The organism is Erythrobacter aurantius, assembly GCF_023823125.1.
GTDB classification, from domain to species: Bacteria; Pseudomonadota; Alphaproteobacteria; order Sphingomonadales; family Sphingomonadaceae; genus Erythrobacter; species Erythrobacter aurantius.
Genome location: NZ_CP090949.1, coordinates 2,756,505 through 2,774,707, shown reverse-complemented (window position 1 = coordinate 2,774,707; position 18,203 = coordinate 2,756,505). Strand labels below are relative to the sequence as shown.

The window sequence follows — 18,203 nt, the reverse complement described above, 5'->3', positions numbered from 1 at the left end:
CCCTTTGCCGCAAGCTAATTGCCGAGCGCATCCTCTATCGTATCGGCCACGCGGAACACCATGTCGTATCGGCTGATCGCAAGAATCTCGCGCATCGTGTCATTCGGACGGGCAAGGACGATCGTGGTGCCGCTGCTCTGTCCGGCGCGCTGGGCGAGGGTCAGTGCGCGCAGGCCGCGCGACGACATGTAATTCACCTTTTCCAGATCGATGATCGCCATGGCTGGTGCATCTTCGACTGCCGACAGCAGGAAATCCTTGAACGAATCGGCGGTCGATTCGTCGATCCGCCCGCTCGGCGCAAGCACTGCAGCGCCTGCGCGCTGCTCGGTATTCCAGTCCAGAGCGCTACCCGTCATCCGGCTTGCATAGCGCGGCTTTTGCAGAATGCCAATTGCCCTGCTCGCATGGTCATAGGCGCCAAGGACGGGCGAGATTTCGACGAGGTGCTGCACACTTCCTCCTGCGACTTATTGCGGTTGCCATCACAGGAGCAGCTAATCGTGAATTTTTTCCTATTGTCCGGTCGAATCCGGATCGGATTTGCAAAGTGCCAAAGCCATCTTGCGCCGCCCGTGGTCATAATGATGCGCAGACGGGAAACGCTGCCGAATTTGACGAAAAGTTTTTGTCCGGCAGGGTTGTTTTCGAACCGAAACGGAGTATTCACCTACGTAGCAATGGGTCGCCCGAAAAGGGCACGAACGTGGACAAAGCCACGCTGCACCGTTTTCGAGATCATAGCTGGGGCGTATAAGCGCCTTGGGGGACGTTCGCGTCCGTTGGGGCGAAATCAGGGGGCAGTCTTGTCAAGCATGGATCAATTGTCGCATCGCTTTGCGTCGCAGGCGGAGGCGCCCTTGAGGGTGCGGTTTACCCATTTGGCTTCCGCTTTTGCTCTGGTTGCCGGGCTGGGTATTCCCACCACCGGTGCTCTTGCTCAGGCACAAGTTACCCCCATACCGCCGCAGGTTTCCCCGCCTCCGCGCAACCAGCTGATCCCGCCCGAGCAGCGCCGTGAGGAGCGCAGCGTTACCCTGACGATCGACGGCGATCTCGAGCGTGCGCCTTGTGTGCTCGATCGTGCCGAATATTCCGATATCCGCCTGACCTTGACCGGAGTCGAATTTTCCGGGCTGGATCGGGTGCCGGGACTTTCGCTGAGTTCGGCCTATGACGGCTATCTCAATCGCGAACTGCCACTCGCGGTGCTTTGCGATATCCGCGCGCAAGCCAATTCGATCCTCCGCAGCAAGGGGTATCTGGCGACAGTCGAAATCCCCGAACAGAACCTCAGCGATGGTGTCGCCGATTTCGGAGTGGTGTTCGGCCGGCTGACGGGTCTGCGCGTGCGCGGCGATGCCGGGCCATCCGAAGCCGTGGTTGCCGCATATCTTGAAAAGCTGACCGAGCAGCCGGTGTTCAACACCAACGACGCCGAACGTTACCTGCTGTTGGCGGACGATCTGCCGGGCGTGAACGTGCGTCTTTCGCTGCGCCCTGCCGCAGGCGGCGCGCCGGGTGATCTGACCGGGGAAATCGCAGTTGTCCGCCAGTATGGCGCAATTGACCTGAACATCCAGAATTTCGGTTCGAAAGCGATTGGCCGGTTCGGCGGCCTGCTGCGGGTCGAGGCCTACGACCTCACCGGCCTGGGTGATCGCACCTCCGTTGCACTGTTCTCGACTGTCGATTTCGTCGAACAGCAAACGGTGCAGCTTGCGCATGACTTTGCCATTGGTGGTGACGGGCTGCGGCTCGGTGCGCAGCTGACCTACAGCGAAACCAGCCCTGATCTGAACCTGCCCAATGTCGATCTCCAGTCGGAAACCGTTCTGGCGACGGTGCAGGCCAGCTATCCGCTCAAACGCTCGCGACGCTCCAGCATCTTTGCCTCGGCAGGGGTCGACATCGTCGACCAGAATGTCGACTTCAACCAGTTGCAACTGACGCGTGACCGGGTGCGGACAATGTTTGTCCGCCTTTCGGGCGACTGGACGGACGAACGCAGCATTCAGCGGCTCGACGGTTACAGCGCGTTCGAGCCGAAGATGCGTTTCCGCTACGGCGTGGAAGCGCGCCACGGCCTCGGCATTTTTTCGGCCAGCCCTGATTGCCGTTCAAACCCCCTGGTTTGCGTGGCCGGTGCAGCCGTGCCGCCGAGCCGGATCGAGGCCGATCCCACCCCGTTCCTGATGCGCTATGATGCAGGGTTCGAATTCCGCCCGGATCCGCTCATCACTTTCTCGCTTTCGGCGAGCGCACAGGTCACCAGCGATCCGCTGCCTGCTTTCGAGGAATACGCCGGGGGCAGCTTCTCGATCGGGCGCGGGTATGATCCCGGCTCGGTGCTGGGCGACAATGGCCTAGGTGTCGCAATGGAAGTCCGATACGGCTCCATGGCGCCCGCCGGTCCCGATGCTGTCGCAGTGCAGCCCTATGTGTTCAGCGATTTCGTCCGCACCTGGAACGAGGATCCGAGCCGCAGCCCGCTCAATCCGGACCGTCTGTGGTCCGCCGGTGGCGGGGTGCGCGCGGCCTGGGGGTCAAAGCTTCAGGGTGACGCCTTCCTTGCCGTTCCATTGCAGCGCCCTGATCTGGCGCCGCAGCTTGGCGATGTCCGCTTCATGGTCTCCGTGACCGCCCGTCTTCTTCCGTGGAGATTCTAACAATGGCCCGTTTGAACCAGAATCGTTCGAAACTGCTGCTCGGTTGCGGATCGGCGGCGCTTGCCATTGGCCTTGCCGCAGCGCCCGAGCGCGCGCAGGCGCAGGCGTTCCAAGCGACCGAATCCTTTGTCGATGGCTCGGGCAGTCGTTCGCTTGGGTCGGGTACCGAAACGATCACGATCGATACCAACACCGCCATCATCGAATGGACTCCGGATGAAGACGGGCAGGGCAACGCGCTCGACTTCCTGCCGACAGGCAATACGGCGACGTTCCAGAACGGCGTGAACGTCTCCGATTTCGCGGTTCTGAACATCGTCCTGCCTTCCGCCAACGGCAATGTGACCGTGTTCGACGGCACGGTGATTTCGCAGCTGATCGATCCGGTAACCGGCGGTGTCTCGCCCGGCGGGACGCTCGTATTTTATTCGCCGTCGGGGATTCTCGTCGGCAGCAATGCCGTGTTCGATGTCGGCAATCTGATCCTGACTACGCTCGATCCCACCACCACCTTCTCCGACTGGGCAGGGGCAGGGCAGACGGGAGAGCTCTTCCTTGGCACCGGCACGCCAACGACTGCCAGCATCAGCATCAATCCGGGTGCCCAGATCTTTGCGTCGGCAGAGAATTCCTATTTCGCGGTGGTGGCAGCCGAAGTGCAGATGCTCGGCACATCGCTGATCAACGGCAGTCAGGCCTATGTCGCGGGTGAGGCAGTCGGCCTGACCATTTCCAACGGCCTGTTCGATATCGTGATTCCGGTCGGCACCAGCGTTACGACTCCCGTCGTGATCGATGGCGATGTCGGCGGACCGTCGAGCACCGGAATTGGCGACAACCACCTGATTTACGCGGTCGCTGCGGCGCAGAACGATCCGATCAGCATGATCTTCCGCGGCAATCTCGGCTTTGCCCCGGCCGCCAGCGCCGGGATCGTCAATGGCGAAATCATCCTTTCCGCCAACTACAACGTCAGCGGGCGCACCGTCGATGGCGGCGCGATCGATCAGGGCATCAACGCGCTGTTCAACGCGAATTCGCAACTGACGGATGTCGCGGGCAGCATTTTCCTTGAAGATTTCGCGTCGAGCAGCAGCATCCTCGCGATCGCCAACGAAGAGGTGCAGGTCACCGCTTTCAATGGCCCAAGCTCGATCGACGGCAACCTGTTGATGGTGGGCCGGAATTTCTCCGAGCTTACGTCGAGCAATGGGCAGGTGTTCAACATCACCGGCGATGTCCTTGTGTCTGCTGACGCCTATGGCCGGGTCGATTTCGACCTGATCACGGGCGAAACCGATGCGACTGCGGGAACGGCATTCATCGACGCCTTCCTTGGTGGCACGCTCAATATCGGTGGCGATGCAATCGTCAGTGCAAGCGCGGTTGCGGGTTCGGACCTTTCCATTTTCAATTCCGGTATCGCGACGGGCGGTTCGGCTTCGGTCGGGTCGACGGGCGGGTTCCTCGATATCGCAGGCGTGGTCGAAGTTCTCGCCATCGCCAGCGAAGCACAGGTCGGACCCTATACCGAAGGCGGCACGTTCAATGCCGGCACGGCGCGGGTTTTCGCATCCGATGGCGGTTTTGTTACCCTGGGCGATGACGTGTTCGTCATTGCCAGCGCCAACGGCACGATTGGTGATCAGATCGACGGCTCGACCGCATCCAGCGCGTTCGGCGGATTTGCCTCGGTCGATGCGCTGGGTTCGAGTTCTGTCGAAATCCAGGGCAATCTGGTGGCCGAGGCGAGAGCCAATGCGGGCACTTCGGCCGATGCCGGGCAAGGCGGTCTTGCGGATGCCGGTGTCACCTCACTCTTCGTCGACTCGGACGGCAGTATCTCCATCCTCAACTCGGTGACTCTGCGCGCTGATGCCTTTGGCGGGACCAATGCCTTCGGGCAGGGCGGCAATGCGCTGGGCGGCGCGTCGCGGGCTTTCACTCCCGCTGGCGGTACGATCAACATCGGTGGCGATTTCGAGGCCAGTTCCGCGGCTTTCGGCGGCGCCGGTACAAGCGGCGGCGATGCCACCGGCGGGACAGCCGGTATCGAAGCGCGGGTCGGCCTTGTCGATGTTGCGGGATCGGCCATCTCCTCATCGATCGCGAATGGCGGCGATGCCTTTTTCGGTTTCGGCGGAGCGGGCGGCAATGCGATTGGCGGCCTGTCATTCCTTCAGGCAACGGGAACCCTCACGGCTTCGGCTACGCTCAACATTGGCGGTTCGGCGACGGTGGAGTCCACCGCCCGCGGCGGCACAGGCGGCCAGGGTGACGGCAGCACAATCGCTGCTGGTCGCGGCGGTGACGGTACCGCCGGACAATTCAGCACGCCCAACCAGGCCGATCCGGCGTTCAACAATGGCGCATTCGTGCTGGGCGGCGGCGACAACGGCAATCTGTCGATCGGGCTGACGACCAACATTTTCAACTTCGGCATCGGCGGCAACGGCGGCAACGGCGGCCTTGGTCAGGCGGGCGGCGATGGCGGCACCGGTACGGGCGGCACCGCGCAGGCTGGTCAGGCGCTGCTGGGTGGTGACGGTTCGGTCGGCGCGGGCGTGGTCAATTTCGGCGACGTCTTCATCACCGCAAACGGCGAAGGCGGCAATGGCGGCTTTGGCGGCAGCACCGGCGATCCGCGCGGCAATGGCGGCGACGGCAACGGCTTCGGCGCGTTCTTCACCGCACGAGCGGGCACGATCAACGCGGATAACGTGGTGCTCACCGCCGGCGGCGGCGGCGGCGAAGGCAATAACGGCGGCACCGGCACAGGCGGATTTGCTTCATTCCAGGCCAGCTTCGGAGCGGACGTCCAACTGGCATCGCTGGCGGTGGAAGCATTCGCCACTGGCGGTAACGGTGACATCGATGGCGGCGATGCCATTGGCGGTCAAGCCGAAGCCAATATCAACGGCGGGGTCATCCTTGTCACGGGCGATGCGATCTTCAGCACCAATACTTTGGGAGGTTCGGGTTTCAACGGGGTTGGCGGCGCCGGTACGGGCGGCCTCTCCGAAATCCGTATTGTCGATGATGCCTCGTCTTTCTCGGTTGACGGGTTTACCCAAGTCCGTTCCTTCGGCGAAGGTGGTTCGAGCAATTCGTCCCTTGCTGGTGCGCTGGGAACCGGCGGTACTTCGATCGTCAATGTCCTCAGCCAAGGCAGCGCGAATTTCGGTTCCATCAATCTGGAAGCAGGCGCGCGCGGCGGTGACAATTTCGGCACCGGCGTCGGCGGTGACGGGATTGGTGGCGCCCGTGCGTTTGCCTTCGTCAACAATGGCGGCAGCTTCAATGCCGTAAATTTCTTCGCCAACTCCAACGGTTTCGGCGGTGACGGCGTTGGTGGCGGCAACGGCTTTGGCGGCGTGTCCGGACTTCAGGTTCTCTTCGGCACAGCTTCTATCCAGACCACCGCTGTAGCGGATGCCTCGGGGATCGGCGGCAACGCGAGCACGTCCGGATTTGGCGGCGATGGCGGGACCGGCACGGGCGGCAAGGCCGTGATCGTCGGCCAAGGAACGCAGGCCGATATCGGGTCGGTGGTGATCGGTGGCGATGCGAACGTCCTTGCCAACGGCTTTGGCGGTTTGGGCGGCCAGGGCGATGGTTCGACCATTCTTGCCGGGCGCGGCGGCGACGGCGTTGCGGGGCTCTTCAGTGCAACCGTTGCGAGCGATCCCACTGAAAGCAGCGGCGCGGCGCTGATCGCGGGTGCGGACAACGGCAATCTGGAAGTCGGCGGCAATTCGACGGTTCAGGCGCGCGGGTTTGGCGGCGGGGGCGGCAGCGGCGGCCTCGGCCAGGCTGGCGGCGACGGCGGTAACGGCACCGGCGGCAGCGCGACTGCGGGCCTGTTGGTGCAGGGCACCGACGGAACCGTAGGCATCGGTAGCGCGACCTATGGTGACGTGTTTGTCGACACCAGCAGCTTTGGCGGCAGTGGCGGCTTCGGCGGGTCGACGACCGATCCCGAAGGTAACGGCGGCACCGGTCTTGGCGGACGGGCGCTGGTTTCGGGTGCCCTGGGAACGCTGGTCGGCGGCAATGTCACTACCTTCTCTGACGGCGTCGGAGGCAATGGCGCGATCGGCGGCGATGGCATCGGTGGCGAACGCTCGGGTATTTTCACCAATGGCGGCGGAACCATCACGCTCGAAAGTTTCTCTGCCTACGCGATTGGGCGCGGCGGCGTGGGCTCGATCGGGCGCGGGGGTGACGGCACCGGCGGCCAGGCCTTCATGGGCTTCCAGGGCGGTGAAACCGAAGTCACCGGCGATGTAATCATAGACGCAACCGGCATTGGCGGCAGTTCCCGTGCAGCCGACGGCGGTGATGGCACCGGCGGTGTGGCCGATATCGCGATCTTCTCACCGGTGTTCGGCAACGGCCTCATCGGTGGACATGCCCGCATCCTTGCCAACGGCATTGGCGGCGGTGCAGGCCAGGATGCGACCGGCGGCATCGGCACCGGCGGGGAAGCCTTCATTCAGGCGCAAGCGGGCGGCCTCGTGTCGGTTGGTTCGGCACAGGTCAACGCTGTCGGTGTTGGTGGTACCGGAGCGGTGTTTGACGACGAAGGCATCATCACGACCTTTACAGCCGCTGGCGGTGACGGGTTCGGCGGTGTTGCCGACATCCGCGCCTTCGACACCGGTAGCCGCGTGGTCATCGAACGCAACGTCCCCTCGCAGTTTTTCGATCCGGTCGGCCTTGGGACAACGCTCTCCGCGTCGGGCTTTGGCGGCAACGCGACTGGCGGGACGGGCATCGGCGGAACCGGCACGGGCGGCGAAGCCGTTATCTCGGCCACCACCGGAGCCTCGATTGAATTCTCGCTCGATCCGGCGAACGATCCCAACTCGATCCAGTTCATCCGGATCCACTCACGCGGGCGTGGCGGCAACAGCTCGGTCGAAGGCGGCGCGGGCGGTCAGGCCATCAGCGGACTTGGCATGCTCGAAGTCGATGGCGGCTCGGTCAGCATGGGTGCAACCATCTTCTCGATGTTTGCCCAGGGCGGCTTCAGCCTCGACCAGAACCTCAACATCACCGGCGGCGATGCCTTTGGCGGCGAACGTGTGGTTTCCGTCACCAATGGCGGCACGCTCACGGCCGAATTGTTTGGCGGTGTCTCGGGCGCTGTTGGCGGCGATGGCTCTGGCACCGGAAACGGTGGCGATGCCGTCGGCGGAATCGCCACCACCCTGGTCGACAACGCAACCTACAACATGGTTGGCCGCAACATCGTGGTCGATCAGTCGACCGGCGGTGCTGGCGCAATCGGCGGAAGCGTGACGCCGGGAACGGTCAGCTTCACTGCCAATGTCGCGACTTTGAACGGCATTGCCAATGCCAATGGCGAATCCGTGCTGGTCATCGGCGGCGGCAATTCGGGTGGCACCGGTGAGACAGTGGGAGGCAACGCCGTGGGCGCACAGGTCGATGTCCAGATCACCGACAGCCAGTGGATCGGGGGCGCTCTGCAAGCCAGCGCTTCGGCCTTTGGCGGAGCGACCAACGATATCGTGAACGGCACCGGCGGAACCGCGCAAAGCGGGAACCTGACGGCGAGCATCACCAATTCGAACCTGCAACTGGCAACCCAGCCGGATATCAATGGCACCATCTTCGATCCGGATACCGGGCAGCAAGTGCCCACCGTGTTCCCCGGAGCGATCAACTCCATCTCGTCGAATGCCATTGGCGGCAGCGGCGCGGTCGGCGGCGATGCACAGGCCGGAACCGTGCTTGTCACGATGATCGACAGCGATGTCAGCATCGCGCCCAGCGCCAGCCAGCCGGGCATCCTCGACATCACCAATCTGAGCACCGGCGGCGACGGCGAATTTGAAGGCGGCCAGGCAATCGGCGGGGACGTTACCCTGCAGATGGGCAATTCAACCCTTACCGCTGACGATCTGCGCGTTCAGGCAAATTCGAATGGCGGCAATGGCATTGGCATTGACGGCCTTGGCGGAATTGCCTTCGGCGGCACGGCGCTGCTCGAATTCCTTGGCGGCGCCTCGACCGTCAATTCCGACATCTTCGTCGAAGCCACCGGGTTTGGTGGGATTTCGCGCGGTGGCGACGGCGCAACCGGCACCGGAGGAACCGCGGGTGTTTCTGCGATATCGCCGGATGTTTCGGTCGCTTCGATCGGGGGCCACACCAACATAATCGCCAGCGGTTTCGGCGGCGGCGGTGGAGAAGGCTTCACCGGCGGCGAAGGCCTTGGCGGCGATTCTTACGCTCGTGCGGATCAGGGTGGCTCGCTCACCTTCCGCTCTGCGCAGGTGGCGGCAGTTGGGGTCGGCGGTTCGGGTGGTGAACTTGAAATTGATGGCACCACAGTAACCTTTGCGGCTGCAGGTGGTGACGGCTTCGGCGGTTCGACGGAAATCTCTGCTACGGGTCTGGGCAGCAACCTCAAGGTTGAACTGAACACCCCGACCAGCGCGGCATTCCCCGGCTTCTTCGAAGTCCTGCAATCCTCGACCGGTATCGGCGGGAATGCCACCGGCGGTTCCGGCATTGGCGGCAGCGGCATTGGCGGTTCGTTGCTGATCTCAGCGGTGGGCGGCGCCAGTGTCGAACTTCCGCTTGATCCGGCAGCCGATCCCAATTCGGCAAGCGCTATCCGCGTCATCGCACGCGGTATCGGTGGCGGAAGCTCGGTCGAAGGCGGTGCTGGCGGAAGTGCAAGCGGCGGTACTGGCGTGATCGCGGTTGACGGCGGCACGCTCAGCATAGGTGCCACTGTCTTCTCGATCTTCAGTCAGGGCGGCAGCAGCCTCAATACCAACCTCAACATCGACGGCGGTGACGCGACCGGCGGTCAACGGGTGATTTCCGTCATTAATGGCGGCACCTTGACTGCCGAACTGGCAGGCGGCGTGTCCGGCGGTGTCGGCGGCAATGGTTCGGGCACCGGCAATGGCGGTGATGTCATTGGTGGCACAGCGACCCTTTTGGTCGACAATTCCACCCTAAACCTGGTCGGCCGCAGCGTCGTGACTGACCTGTCTACCGGCGGGAACGGGGCGATCGGTGGCAGCATCACCAATCGCGGCATAGTCAACTTCACGGCGATCGGTTCGACCGTGAACGTCCTGCCCAATGCAGCGGGCTTAGCGGAGGTCAGCATCGGCGGTTCGGCGTTTGGCGGCACCGGCGTGACACAGGGCGGCACGGCGCTTGGCGCGATCGTCAATGTCGAGATCAACGAAAGCGACTGGAACGGCGGCAGATTCACCGCAAGCGCATCGGCCATCGGCGGCGACGCGACCGGGCCGGGCGGGATTGGCGGCGACGCTGATGCGCATCCGGTGTTCTTCGTCGGAACGACCGCCAACTTCTCGCTGATTGGCGAAAGCAGCATTCTTTCCGATGCAGTCGGCGGGGCAGGGGCAATCGGCGGCAATGCAGATGCCGGTTTCGCCAGCCTCGACCTGCTGGAGACGAACTTCTCGATCGATCCGGATACCGATGGCGTCTCGCGCCTGCTGATTTCCGCCTTTGGCGATGGCGGTGCGGGCGATGAGAACGGTGGCGCGTTCGGCGGAACGGCGCAACTCTTGCTGTTCGATTCGACGCTCTCGGCGGACATCGTCGAACTGGATAGCGGCGCTGACGGATCGGCAACGGTCACTAACGGAGTTGGCGGCTTCGCCAACGCCGGTCGTTCGGAAGCGATCATCGAGAACAATTCCTCGCTGAATGCCTTTGAATTCAGCCTGTTGAGCAGTGCGAGCACGTCGATTGGCGATTCCGCTAGCGGGGGTGTCGCGTCTCTCGACATCGCTTCACCAAGCGGCGGCGTTCCGAGCGTGGAGGTTGCAAACCTCACCCTCGAAGCGGACGCGACCGGAGGATTTACATCGACCCCGCTCAATTTCGCCGGGGTGATTGCGGCTCGGGTAACTTCGGGTGACCTGCTGGTCGATGCGCTGAACGGCAGCGCGATCGGCGATACGCTGGGCGAACAGGGAACCTCGCTGCTGCTGGCCAATGGCGGCAACATCCGGGTGATCGAGGCAATGTCGATCGACACGCTCGACAGCTTCCTGATCCAGACCGGGAACGGCGGCATCATCGGCGGGCCTGATGTGAACGATCCGACTGCGATCATCTCGATCCAGTCGCAGGGGACGATCAGCATCCTTGGCGATGATGACAATGCCATCAGCTTCGGCGGGGCCATCCTCAATCTCGCGTCGCGCGATATCGTGATCGAGAACGGTGCGCGCGTCGGTGCCTTCACCATGAACTTCCAGTCGCTGAACGAGGATGCTCCGGCAATCCTTGGCGGTGGCGGAACGCCGATCGGCGGGGTAACCGGGGAAGGCTACTCGCTGATCGGTGAAGAGCTTGACCGGCTTGAGGTTGGCTCTTTCAACTTCGTACAGCCCAATGTCGCTCAAAGCGGGCCAAACGATCCCGACCTGATCCTGCGCGATCTGCTGGGTGCCGGTTCGCTCGACAATGGCGTTTCGAATGTCGTGGTCAGCGTGGCCGGGCCGGGCGGTGTCGCCCGCGTCGAAGGGCAGGTTGTGCTGGCGGATTCGGGCGCGGACGACAGCTTCAGCCTGTTTGCCCAGGATCGTATCGAGATCGTGACGCCAGGCGGACTTGCCCTGCTCGATCCGAACAGCCGTCCGACGGGGACGATCTTCCTCGGCTCCAGCAACATCTGGATCGCGGACAGCGACATGATCGCGCTGCTTCAGGACAACCCCACCTTCACGGGCCGCAATGATCAGCTCGCTGTGGCTGCGGCCGGCAGTGACGATCCGCTCGGCTATCTGCGTGCGGGCGGTGTGGTGCTTGAGGTCGGTCAGTCGCTGCTGGTCCGCAACACCGGCACCGAAACCGCGCAGGGCGGCATTCTTGTCGGTGACGGCGGGCTGACCATTCGCGGGACGAGCGGCACTGAGCTGGATGTCTTCGCCTATGGTGCGCGGATTGACGCGGCGGGCAATCTGATTGTCGGCCAGGCATTCTTCGACGAAGTGGTGTTCGATGACGGAACCGGTTCGGGCAGCGGTTCGACGCTGTATTCGGCCGAATCCGAATTCAACGATTGCCTCATCAACACCCGTGATTGCGGCACCACTGTCGATCCTGATCCCGATCCCGATCCGGACCCCGATCCGGACCCCGATCCCGATCCCGATCCGGTCGAGGAAGAAGTCGAAGAGCAGGTCGCCGTGGTCAACAACCCCTCGGTCATCGAGGCGGCGGTTGCGACGACCCAGCCGGTTCCGACCACCGAGCAGGAAAGCGATGACGACTTCGGCTTCGACTTCCCGGGCCTCGTTTCCGAGCCTGAAAATGAGGAAGAGACCGAGGTTGACGATCCTGTAGCTGCGGGCGGCGACGCCTCGCTCTACAGCCAGGGCAATATCGGCACCGTCCGGGTGGAGGATAACTGACATGGTCAAGACACCGATCAAGGCGACGCTTTCGCTGTGCACGGCCATCGCGGTTGGGGCGGCAGCCCTTTGGGCAACTCCCAACACCGCGCAAGTCGCGCAGCAGCGTTCGATCAGTCTGCGCGACACCTTTCCGGTCGGCTCGAACGGGCTGTGCGAGGCGCAGATCCAGGCTCCCGAAGCCGGAGCAGGCCTGTTCGATCGCAAGTACAACATCCTCTGCCGTGACGCGGCCGCTTCAATCGGCACCATGTGGGTCGTGCGCGGCCAGGTTGCCGATCAGGCTGCGGAACGGTTTGTCGGGCCCGGTGCGAGCTGCACCGAGCGCGCCGGAGCAGAAATTCCGGCCGGTCTTCCCGGCGGCAAGCGGCTGATCTGCTCGCGCGAGGGCAGCATTATCCGCACCGAGCTGCTGGTAGGCGAAGTTGGCAACCGCACCTATGCGGCTTCCGGCCTGTCAGCCTATGGTACGGCGCTCGAACTGGGCGTCGCTTCGCTGGCGACCGATCAGATCGTGCCCGGCACGGTCGACATCCCACTGACCCAGACGACCGACTCGCTCGCCTTCATCCGGCAGCAGGCGGAATCGATCACCGCCGATCAGGCGCTGGTCGAAGCCTATCGCCGCGCCAACAGCGGCGAATTCGCGGAAGCGGCGGAATTCTTCGCGGCCTCTGCGGCAACGCTGAGCGGCAACAGCGAGATCGAGGCACGCCTCAACGAAGGGCTGCTGCAATCGAACATCGGCAATTTTGCCGAGGCGCAGCGACGTTTCAACCAGACCCGCGAAGGCGCGGCGGCAACTCCCGTGCTGGCCCGGCTTCAGCGCAATTACGAAGCCATCGATGCACTGAACCGCGGCGAGCCGGCACAGGCGCTGCAAATCCTCAACACGCCTCTGCGCAGCGAATTCGGCGACACAGGCGCTCTGCGTGAGCTCAAGATCGGTCCGGCAATGGCACGGCGGCTTTCGGCTGAAAGCGACGCGATCTCGAGCGCTTCGATTTCTTCCAGCCTGACCCCGCTCGAGCGGGCGCAACTGCTCGACGGACAGGCCGATTATCTGCGCGCCACCGGTCAACGCCTGCTAGGCAACAGCGGCGATGCGGCTGTGACACTGGCGCGGGCCAATGAAACCCTTGCGGAAGTTCGCGGTGGGCGGATTGTTTCGATGGTGTGGCTGCGCGCCCAGGTGTTGGGCGAACTGGCGGAAATCTCGGAAGACAACGGCCAGAATGCCGAGGCTGAGGCGCTGCACAAGCAGGGCATTGGCCTGCTTGCCGGGGCCTATCCGGAATCCCCGGCGCTCTACAGTGCGCAGGCCCAACTCGCCGCGTTCTATTCGCGGACGGGCCGCAGCAGCGACGCGATCGCGCTCTATCGCGATATCGTTGCCGAAGCGGAAGGCAGGCCTGCGCCCACGCTGCGCAGCTACATGTCCAACTATTTCGGCCTGCTGCTGGAAGACGGCGCTAATGCCGCGGCTGCATCGGATATCTTCTCGGCCAGCCAGCTGCTGCTGCGTCCCGGTCTCGCGCAGACGCAGGCCGTGCTTGCCCGAGAATTGTCGGGCGGCAGCGACGAAGCCTCGCAGCTGTTCCGCCGCAGCGTCAACATCGGCCGTTCGATCCAGCGCATGCGTGCCTCGATCGTCCAGATCGAAGGCGAAGCCGCGGTCAATCCGCAGGCCGAAGTGATCCTGGCAGAGCGCCAGCAGCGGCTTGACGGTTTGCTGAGCCAGCAGGCCGAAGTGCTTCAGAAGCTGGCCGAATATCCGCGTTTCCGCGCAGTGTCAGGCGGTGCGATCAATCTTGAAGGGATGCAGAGCATCCTGCGCAACGACGAAGCCTATGTGAAAATGGTCGCGCTCGATAACGAGGCCTACATGGTCTACATCGCGCATGACGACGCGCTGGCTTACAAGATCGACGCCACTCCTGAACAGCTTGAGGAAATGGTGCTGAAGATCCGCGAAAGCATCGCCATCGCCGAAGGCGGGCAGGTGCTGACCTTCCCCTTCGACATGGAAGCGTCGCGCGATCTCTACCTCCGCCTGTTCGAGCCGGTCGCTGATCGTCTGCCAGGGCGCAAGCATATCGTCTTCGAGCCTGATGGCGCGATGCTGAAGCTGCCGATCAACCTGCTGGTGACCGACGATGAAAGCGTCGAGCGTTATCAGGCCCAGCTCGAAACGCCCGAAGGTGATGATTACAACTTCACCGGTGTCGCCTGGCTGGGACGCAACTCGCAGATCAGCACCTCGGTTGCACCGACGGCGTTCCGCGATGTCCGTGCCGCGCCGCGCAGCTCTGCGCGCAAGGCCTATCTGGGGCTGGGCGAGAACACCCCGATCAACGACACGCCCGGTGTTTCCAACGGCACGCGTTCGGCGCTGGCCGGGGGTGAAAACTGCCTGTGGTCGGAGAATATCTGGTCGAACCCGATCAAGTCGGACGAACTGTATGATGCCGCCCAACGCCTTGGCGGGGGGCAGGCTGCGACCACCACAGTCCTGACCAAAACCGGCTTTACCGACACGGCGATCAAGTCGCGCGAAGACCTGAGCGATTATCGCATCCTGCACTTCGCGACTCACGGCCTCGTCACCGCGCCGCAGCCAGAATGTCCGCCGCGCCCGGCGCTGCTGACTTCGTTTGAGCCGGAAGGGGATTCGGACGGCCTGCTCACCTTTGCCGAAATCTTCGGCCTGCGGATCGATGCAGACCTCGTGATCCTTTCGGCCTGCGACACCGCAGGCAGCGCCACCGTCGGTGCGACGTTGGAAGCAGGGATCACCTCGGGCGGCAACTTCGCGCTGGATGGTCTGGTGCGTGCCTTTGTCGGTGCGGGCGGGCGGACGGTGCTGGCCAGCCACTGGCCGGTCCCTGACGATTTCGACGCGACCAAGCGCCTGATCGGCGGCCTGTTCGATGTCGCCGACAGCGAGACGGCAGAGGCGCTGCGGCGTTCGCAGCTCGAACTGATGGACGATCCGCAAACCTCGCACCCGTTTTACTGGTCGGCCTTCGCGGTTGTTGGTGACGGTTCGGTAAAGGTCACGCGCTAATCCACCTCCGACAGGGGCCGTGTTCCGGAATACTGGAATTCGGTTCCTTATCGGCTTGCGCCGCCAGTGCTAAACGGCTTTGGTGCGCGCCACGGGGGATAGTCCATGACAGAAGAATCTGGCGGCAAGGCTAAGCGGGGCGGATTGCTCGCCCGTGGCTGGCGCAGTGTGCGTGAGGCGGGCAAGCTACAGCTTCTTGCCACCGTACTCATGCTGGTGCTGGCACTGTTCATCGCCCGCTTCAGCTGGACGCTGCCCGGAAGCGACGAACCCACCCCGCTCACCAGTGATGCGGAACGCGCCCTGTATGACACCCGCGCTTACCTCGCGGCGGATATGGTGGAGCAGGATGATCGCATCATCCTCGTGGTCTATGACGATCAGGCGCTGATCAATCTTGAACAGCGATCTCCCTTGCCGCGCGATGCGCTGGCCGAAGCACTAGGCAATCTCGACAAGATGGGAGCCAAGGCTATCGGGATCGATATCCTGTTCGATCAGCCGCAAAAGGATGACGAACTGCTGATCGAGACCTTGCGAAACATGCAGACCCCGACTGCGGTCGGCTATGCCAACGTGGAGACCAATGCGAGCGACATTGTCTACGAACAGCAGGTCTTTCTCGAAGAATTCATGGCCGCGCTCGAAGGCACCAATTCGCGCCCGGCCAGCATCCGGCTCGACAATTCGTTTGGCGCGACGCGCATCTGGCCCACCATCGAACCCGATCTGCCTCCGCTGCTGGGGCGCGCGATGCTGGAAGATGCCGGAGGGCCGGTCGAAGCATTCGAAGGATACGAAGGTTCGATCGTGTACCGCCGCGCCTTGCGTGCCGGACTGGACGAGATGGACGACGGGGCAGGGCAGGATCAGGGCAATATCGAAGAGCCGCTGTTCCAGTCGATCTCGATCGAGCTATTCCTCGATCTCGATCCGGCTGTGGCCGAATTCGTGGCGCAGCAGATCGAAGGCAAATACGTCCTGATCGGCGGAGACATTGTCGATTACGACCGGGTTGAAACCTCTATCACACCTTGGACCGGCTTTGAGCCTGCGGGGCTTTCCGTCCATGGCGAAATCATCGCCCAGATGCTCGACGGTAAGGTGTTGCCGCAGGTTCCCGAATGGGCGCTGTGGATGATGGCCGTGCTGGTGGTGGCGACCGCCGCGCTGACGGCCTTGCTCGAATGGCCCGCGCCCAAGCTGGTGCCGCTGTTGCTGTTGTTGGCGGTGATGTTCGTGGGCATCCCGTTCTGGCTGCATTTCAACGATGTCGATACCTACGGGCTTCCGGCGGTGGGATGGCTGGTGGGATGGATCATCGCCTTCACCGCGGTAACCGCCGCCGCGCGTTCGGCCGGGGCCGCGCAGCGAAGCTTTGCGCAAGGGGCGCTGGGCAAATACATCCCGCGCGATATCGCGCAGCAGATCATCGATCAGCCCGAACTGCTTTCGCTGGGCGGCGAAAAGCGCGAAATCTACGTGCTGTTCAGCGATCTCGAAGGCTTCACCAAGATGAGCCACGCGATCCCGCCGGAAATGGTCGCCAAGCTGCTCAACCGCTATCTCGAAATGCTCAGCAAGGTAGTGCTCGATCATGGGGGAGTGATCGACAAATACGTGGGCGATGCGGTGGTGGCATTCTGGGGGGCGCCGATCGCTCGTCCGGACGATGCCGAACGCGCGACCAAGGCCGGTTATGCGATGTGGCAAGCGGGTGAGGATTTCCGCCGCGAAGTCGCCGAGATGGACCCGAATCTGCCAAAGATCGGGAAAACTCGCGTCGGTTTGCATTTTGGCGAAGCCGTTGTCGGAAATTTTGGCGGGGATACGCGCATCCAGTACACGGCACTGGGCGACAGCATGAACACCGCCGCGCGACTGGAGGCGGCGAACAAGCCGCTTGATTCCAATGTCTCCGCCAGCCGGGAATTCATTGAAAAATCAAACCCCGACTGGTGGGTGCCAATGGGCCGCATCGTGCTGCGCGGGCGGGCCAGACCGGTCGATATCTACCACCCACGGCCCGATCTGCCCGAGGAAGACCGTAAGGCGCTGGCCGAAATCGCTCAGCTTAGCGACAGCAAACATGACGTAGCCGTACAATCATTGGAGGCGCTGATCGCTAGGCATCCTGACGATAAGGCGCTACGTAATTACGCGACACGCATTCGCAATTTGAACGATGGGGGAGCTTATGTTCTCGGATAAATTCAAGACCCGCGCAGCAGGACTGGCACTGGCCGCCGCCGCGCTTGCCGTTGTCCCGTCCGCCGCACAGGCCGGCGTGGTGGTTAAATCAAGCGGCCCTTCAGCAGGGGATTACCCGGTCGGACGGCAAGTCGCCGATTCCGCCACCATCACCCTGCGCGCAGGGGATCGCATCACCGTGCTGACCGATGACGGTACGAAGGTCATGCAGGGGCCGGGCACTTTCACCGTGGGCGAAGGGGCAACCCGCACTCGCGCACGCTTCTCCAACCTCACCCGCCGGCAGGCGCGCAGCGTGCGCACCGGGGCCGTTCGCGGTGCCGGGGAAGGCGTGGCGCGCAGCCCGAACCTTTGGTTCGTCAATGTCGCGGCATCGGGCACCATGTGCCTGTATGACATGAGCGCGGTGCGGCTGTGGCGTCCGGATGCGACCGGGGCGCAGACCTATACGATCATGGATCCTGCCACCAACGCCTCGCTCGAAGTGCCCTTCGTCGAAAGCGAAGCGGTGCGCGCGCTCGATCCCGAAGGCATGCAGCTGATGGGCGGTACCAATTACACCATCTCCACTCAGTCGCCTGCGACCGAGGATGGTGAAGCGGAAACCACCTCCGTCAGCGTGAACTTCGTGACGCTGACCGAAGAATACGAAGCGCCCGACCAACTGGCTCAGGCACTGATCGCCAATGGCTGCACCATGCAGGTCGAACTGCTGGCGGACACGCTCGAAGCGTCTGTCACTCCCTGACGGTCCGCGATTGAACGGAAATGGGAAGGGCGCGCCGCAGGGTGCGCCCTTTTCCGTTCGGGCTCCCG

The 18,203-nt window shown here is 63.2% G+C and carries 6 protein-coding genes; 5 read left to right on the top strand and 1 reads right to left on the bottom strand.

Annotated elements, in window-relative coordinates; translation table 11 throughout:
• Window positions 1-14: 14 nt before the first annotated feature.
• Window positions 15-455: an STAS domain-containing protein gene (locus L1K66_RS13340; RefSeq protein ID WP_252258296.1), complete on the bottom strand. Its 441-nt coding sequence runs from the start codon at window positions 453-455 to the stop codon at window positions 15-17.
• 360 nt (window positions 456-815) lie between these two features.
• On the opposite strand from L1K66_RS13340, the gene L1K66_RS13335 reads away from it, so the two are divergent.
• From L1K66_RS13335 to L1K66_RS13310, 5 genes are all read left to right on the top strand, one after another.
• Window positions 816-2,669 carry a ShlB/FhaC/HecB family hemolysin secretion/activation protein gene (locus L1K66_RS13335; RefSeq protein WP_252260516.1) on the top strand — a complete coding sequence of 618 codons (1,854 nt, stop codon included), beginning with the start codon at window positions 816-818 and terminating at the stop codon, window positions 2,667-2,669.
• Window positions 2,670-2,671: 2 nt separating this feature from the next.
• A complete protein-coding gene (locus L1K66_RS16460; protein WP_256471457.1) occupies window positions 2,672-12,109 on the top strand; it encodes a beta strand repeat-containing protein in 9,438 nt (3,145 codons plus the stop codon).
• Window position 12,110: 1 nt separating this feature from the next.
• Entirely contained in the window at window positions 12,111-15,176 is a 3,066-nt protein-coding gene (locus L1K66_RS13320; RefSeq protein ID WP_252258295.1) for a CHAT domain-containing protein, read from the top strand.
• Window positions 15,177-15,281: 105 nt separating this feature from the next.
• Entirely contained in the window at window positions 15,282-17,387 is a 2,106-nt protein-coding gene (locus tag L1K66_RS13315) for an adenylate/guanylate cyclase domain-containing protein (RefSeq protein ID WP_252258294.1), read from the top strand.
• Window positions 17,374-18,135, top strand: a complete 762-nt coding sequence (locus tag L1K66_RS13310; protein ID WP_252258293.1) for a hypothetical protein — start codon at window positions 17,374-17,376, stop codon at window positions 18,133-18,135. The genes L1K66_RS13315 and L1K66_RS13310 overlap by 14 nt, the downstream gene beginning before the upstream one ends.
• Window positions 18,136-18,203 lie beyond the last annotated feature (68 nt).

Coding starts and splice junctions, on each gene's coding strand:
- L1K66_RS13320 (WP_252258295.1), top strand. CDS start 12,111: ATGGTCAAGACACCGATCAAGGCGACGCTTTCGCTGTGCACGGCCATC.
- L1K66_RS13310 (WP_252258293.1), top strand. CDS start 17,374: ATGTTCTCGGATAAATTCAAGACCCGCGCAGCAGGACTGGCACTGGCC.
- L1K66_RS13335 (WP_252260516.1), top strand. CDS start 816: ATGGATCAATTGTCGCATCGCTTTGCGTCGCAGGCGGAGGCGCCCTTG.
- L1K66_RS13315 (WP_252258294.1), top strand. CDS start 15,282: ATGACAGAAGAATCTGGCGGCAAGGCTAAGCGGGGCGGATTGCTCGCC.
- L1K66_RS16460 (WP_256471457.1), top strand. CDS start 2,672: ATGGCCCGTTTGAACCAGAATCGTTCGAAACTGCTGCTCGGTTGCGGA.